Source organism: Mesorhizobium sp. M7A.F.Ca.CA.002.04.1.1, assembly GCF_004022805.1.
Lineage (GTDB): Bacteria > Pseudomonadota > Alphaproteobacteria > Rhizobiales > Rhizobiaceae > Mesorhizobium > Mesorhizobium ciceri.
On sequence record NZ_RZPL01000521.1, the window covers coordinates 1 to 4,211 of the forward strand.

5 protein-coding genes are annotated in these 4,211 nt (G+C 61.7%); all 5 read right to left on the minus strand.

Going from position 1 to position 4,211, the window contains the following annotated elements; genetic code table 11:
* Positions 1-87: 87 nt before the first annotated feature.
* Positions 88-558 (minus strand): MaoC family dehydratase, encoded by a 471-nt coding sequence (locus ENZ75_RS23215; protein ID WP_063168842.1) that lies wholly within the window; start codon positions 556-558, stop codon positions 88-90.
* A complete protein-coding gene (locus tag ENZ75_RS23220; protein WP_013529991.1) occupies positions 555-1,031 on the minus strand; it encodes a MaoC family dehydratase in 477 nt (158 codons plus the stop codon). The genes ENZ75_RS23215 and ENZ75_RS23220 overlap by 4 nt, the downstream gene beginning before the upstream one ends.
* A 123-nt stretch (positions 1,032-1,154) precedes the next feature.
* Positions 1,155-2,129: a magnesium/cobalt transporter CorA gene (gene corA / locus ENZ75_RS23225; RefSeq protein WP_023809832.1), complete on the minus strand. Its 975-nt coding sequence runs from the start codon at positions 2,127-2,129 to the stop codon at positions 1,155-1,157.
* A gap of 188 nt (positions 2,130-2,317) precedes the next feature.
* On the minus strand, positions 2,318-2,989 hold the full coding sequence (locus ENZ75_RS23230) for an HAD family phosphatase (RefSeq protein WP_272482876.1): 672 nt from the start codon (positions 2,987-2,989) through the stop codon (positions 2,318-2,320).
* Positions 2,990-3,055: 66 nt separating this feature from the next.
* The gene (ychF, locus tag ENZ75_RS23235; protein WP_024505635.1) at positions 3,056-4,159 is read right to left on the minus strand and encodes a redox-regulated ATPase YchF; all 1,104 of its coding nucleotides are present in this window, start codon (positions 4,157-4,159) and stop codon (positions 3,056-3,058) included.
* Positions 4,160-4,211: the final 52 nt, after the last annotated feature.

Consider the following 4,211-nt stretch of genomic DNA (forward strand, 5'->3'; position numbering starts at 1 on the left):
GAGTGCCGTCGGCGCCAAGCTGGAGCACCCCTCATCCGACCGAGCTTCGCTCGGCCACCTTCTCCCACAGGGGGAGAAGGAAGAAACCTACTCCACCTTCACCAGCACGGCGCTCTCGAACTCCAGCACCTTGGCGCCGGTCGAATCGAAAGCTTCCGAACGCAGCGCCAGCAGCCGCCAGCCGGGGCGTGAGGCAATCGGGCGGTGCGACAGCGCGGTGCGCGTGAAGGTGATGGTTTGCCCGGCATAGACCGGCTTCAGCCATTTCAGGTTCTTGAAGCCAGGCGAGGGGCCGAATTCCGGCACCGGACCGGGGCCGCTCCACGCAGCGATCTCGGCGTCCATGCGGTTTTCGAGATTGAGTTTCATCCAGGTGGCGGCGGTGTGCCAGCCGGATGCGCAGAGCCCGCCGAGCACGCTTTTCTTCGCGGCCTCCTCGTCGGTATGGAAGATCTGCGGGTCGTATTTGCGGGCGAAGGCCTTGATCGCCTCGGGCTCGAATGTGTGCGAGCCGAGCGTCACCGTGGTGCCGATACGAAAGAACTCGTCCAGTGTCATGCTTGGCTCCCCGCGGCATCGCGCGTGAGGAACATGGCGGAGTTCTCGAGCTCGAAGACGCTTTCGCCGCGCTGGTTGAACAGTTCGCTGCGCATTGTAACGAAGCCGAGTTGCGGCTTCGATTTGGACAGGCGCTTGGCAACGACCACCAGGGTGCCGGTCAGTTGATCGCCGGCCAGGACCGGCTTCTTCCATTTGACCTGATCGACGCCGGGCGCGCCCTGGCAGGTCGAGTCCAACAGGAAGGCATCGCACAGCATGCGCATGAACATGGCGCAGGTGTGCCAGCCCGACGCCGCCAGCCCACCGAGGATGCTGGCCTTGCCGGCTTCCTCGTCGAGATGCATCGGCTGCGGGTCGAATTCTCCGGCGAATTCGACGATCTCGGCGGCACTCACGAGCTTCGAGCCGAGGTCGATCGATGCACCCTCGATGAAGTCCTCATAGGCCCATGTTTTTATCTCTGCGGTCATGGTCTGGAATCCGGCTTGTCGACCCACGATCCTCAGGATCGGGGTTTCCGGATGCAGGCCGGCGTTCATTTGGTCAAGCGATTTCTACTGCGCCAGCCTGTGGCAGCCGATCGACAGGCCCACTCAGAGCCAGCCGCGGCGGCGGAAATACCAGAAGGGCAGGATCGCCGACAGCACCATCATGGCGATGGCGAAGGGATAGCCAAGTTCCCATTTCAACTCGGGGATGACGTCGAAATTCATGCCGTAGATCGAGGCGACCAAAGTCGGCGGCAGGAAGATGACGGCGGCGACCGAAAAGATCTTGATGATGGCGTTCTGCTCGATCGAGATCATGCCGAGCGTCGCGTCGAGCAGGAAGGAGATCTTCTGCGACAGGAAGGTGGCGTGGTCGGCGAGTGACAGCACGTCGCGAGACAGCGTCTTGATGCGCGCCTTGGTGTCCTTGCTCATCTTGGTGCGGGTCGAGGCATGGGCGAAAAAGCCCGCCAGGCGCTGCAGCGAGATCAGGCTGTCGCGGATCGAAGACGCGATGTCCTCCTTGCGGCCGATGGCTTTCAACAATTCCTGGAAGTCGCGATTGCGCTTGGAAACCTTGGTCGATCGCGCCTCGAAGATATCGCGCGAGATCGCCTCGATGTCACGGCCGGCACGCTCCAGAATGTCGGCGAGACGGTCGACGATCGCCTCCAGCAAGCCGATCAGGATGGTGTCGCCGCTGGTGCAGCCGGTCGCCACCTTCTCGGCGCGCTGCGGAAAGGTCTTGAAGGCCTTCGGCTCATGGTAGCGCACAGTGATCAACCTTGTGCCGGCGAGCACGAAGGTGACCGGCGACATCAAGGGATCGTCGACCTCGGTCTGCGCGGGCAGGGTTGCGGTCATGAAGTAGGCGCCGTCCTCGACATAGAGGCGGCTCGAAATCTCGATCTCCTCCATCTCCTCGCGCGTCGGAATGGCAACGCCGAGCCAGCTCTCGATCGTCGCTTCCTCTTCCTTTGTCGGGTTGAACAGGTCCGCCCAGACGATGGTCTCGCTGTTTGCCAGGAGATCGTCGACGACGCGCAGGCGATCATTGTCCACGACGAAGGCCTTGATCATCGCCTGATTCCCTTGCTGGGGCCAAAGGGTGCGTTCGGATTGACGCGTCGTGTTGGATTGCACGGTTCCTGGCGCCAGCGCCGACCGTGCGTCTGCCGCTTAGACCTGTGACGTGACAAAATCAAGACAAGCCCGAATCGGGCCGGGGGACGGCCCTCGCGGCTCGGAAGCCGCGTCAGCGGATCGATCTAAAGACTGGCTAGAGTGACCTCCAAGTCCTCGTATGCGCCGACGAGGGCATCCGCGCCATGTCGCAACAGAGCATCGCCATGAGTGCCGGTGCAATGACTGCCAGCGGTAAATCCGATCACGCGCATACCTGCTGCCTTGCCCGCCAGGACGCCATTCACGCTGTCCTCGACCACGATGCACTCCTTTGCATGAACACCGATCGTGTCCGCCGCATGCAAGAACAGGTCTGGTTCCGGCTTTCCATTGACGACCATGTCCGATGAAAAAATATTAGGATCGAAAAGGTCGACAAGGCCCGTGTGTTCGAGTTTCCAACGCAATCGGGCCAGCGGCGTGCTTGACGCCACACATCTCCATGCGGCGAGCCGGCCAATCACATTCCCTGCATCGGGTAAGGCCGCCAGATTCTTACGCAAGCGTTCGTTGGTGTGGTCGGCAAGCTGTTCAAAAAAGAGCGGAGAGAGCGGCTTGGCTCGCTCTTGGCCGATCGCTTCGAGCTTCGCCTGCCACATAGCGGGAGACAATCCCATGAAGGCTTGCGTATAGGCGCTTGGTTCGAACGTGATGCCGGCCGCCGCCAGATATTCAAGCTCGGTTGCCTGGTATATCTCCTCGCTGTTCACGAGGACGCCGTCACAATCAAATATTATCAGCTTTATAGGCGACACTTTGGGCCTGATATCTGGTGGTCGGCTCAGCCGGCCCGCGGACAGTCTCGAAGGACTTCCATCAAATCACGTGTTGAACTTGAACAGCAGGATGTCGCCGTCCTGGACGACATATTCCTTGCCTTCGTCGCGGGCCTTGCCGGCTTCCTTGGCCGCCACTTCGCCGCCCAGTGTGACGAAGTCATTGTAGGCGATGGTCTGGGCGCGGATGAAGCCGCGCTCGAAATCGGTGTGGATGACGCCGGCGGCCTGGGGGGCCTTGTCGCCCTTATGGATGGTCCAGGCGCGCGTCTCCTTCGGCCCGACGGTGAAGTAGGTGATGAGGTGCAACAGATCGTAGCCGGCGCGGATGACCTTGTTGAGGCCGGGCTCGTCGAGGCCGAGCGAGGACAGGAATTCCATCTCTTCCTCATCGGAGAGCTGTGCGACCTCGGCTTCGATGGCGGCCGAGATCACCACGGTGCCGGCGCCCTGGGCGGTCGCCATCTTTTCCACGGCCCTGGTGTGCTCGTTGCCGGTGGCTGCGTCGGCCTCGGCGACGTTGCAGACATAGAGCACGGGATGCGAGGTCAGAAGGTTCAGGCCCTGCAGGATGCGCAAATCTTCGGCCGAAATATCCTTGAGCAGGATGCGGGTCGGCTTGCCGGCCTGCAGCAGTTCTAGCGCTGCCTCCATCATCGGCAGCACTGACGTCGCTTCCTTGTCCTTGCTGCCGGCGCGCTTGCGGAATTGCACGATGCGGCGCTCGAGGCTGTCGAGGTCGGCGAGCATCAGCTCGGTTTCGACCGTCTCGGCATCGGCCACCGGGTCGATGCGGCCCTCGACATGGGTAATGTCGTCATCCTCGAAGCAGCGCAGCACATGCACGATGGCGTCGACCTCGCGGATGTTGGCGAGGAACTGGTTGCCCAGCCCTTCGCCCTTCGAGGCGCCGCGCACCAGACCGGCAATGTCGACGAAGGAGATGCGGGTCGGGATGATCTCCTTTGACTTGCCAATCGCCGCGATCTTCTGCAGGCGCGGATCGGGCACCGCGACCTCGCCGGTATTCGGTTCGATGGTGCAGAACGGATAGTTGGCGGCCTGCGCCGCAGCCGTTCTGGTCAACGCGTTGAAAAGCGTCGACTTGCCGACGTTGGGCAAGCCAACGATGCCGCATTTGAAACCCATTTTGTCCGGTCCTATCGGGAAATAGAAATTTGATCAGGGCTATGGGCGATAG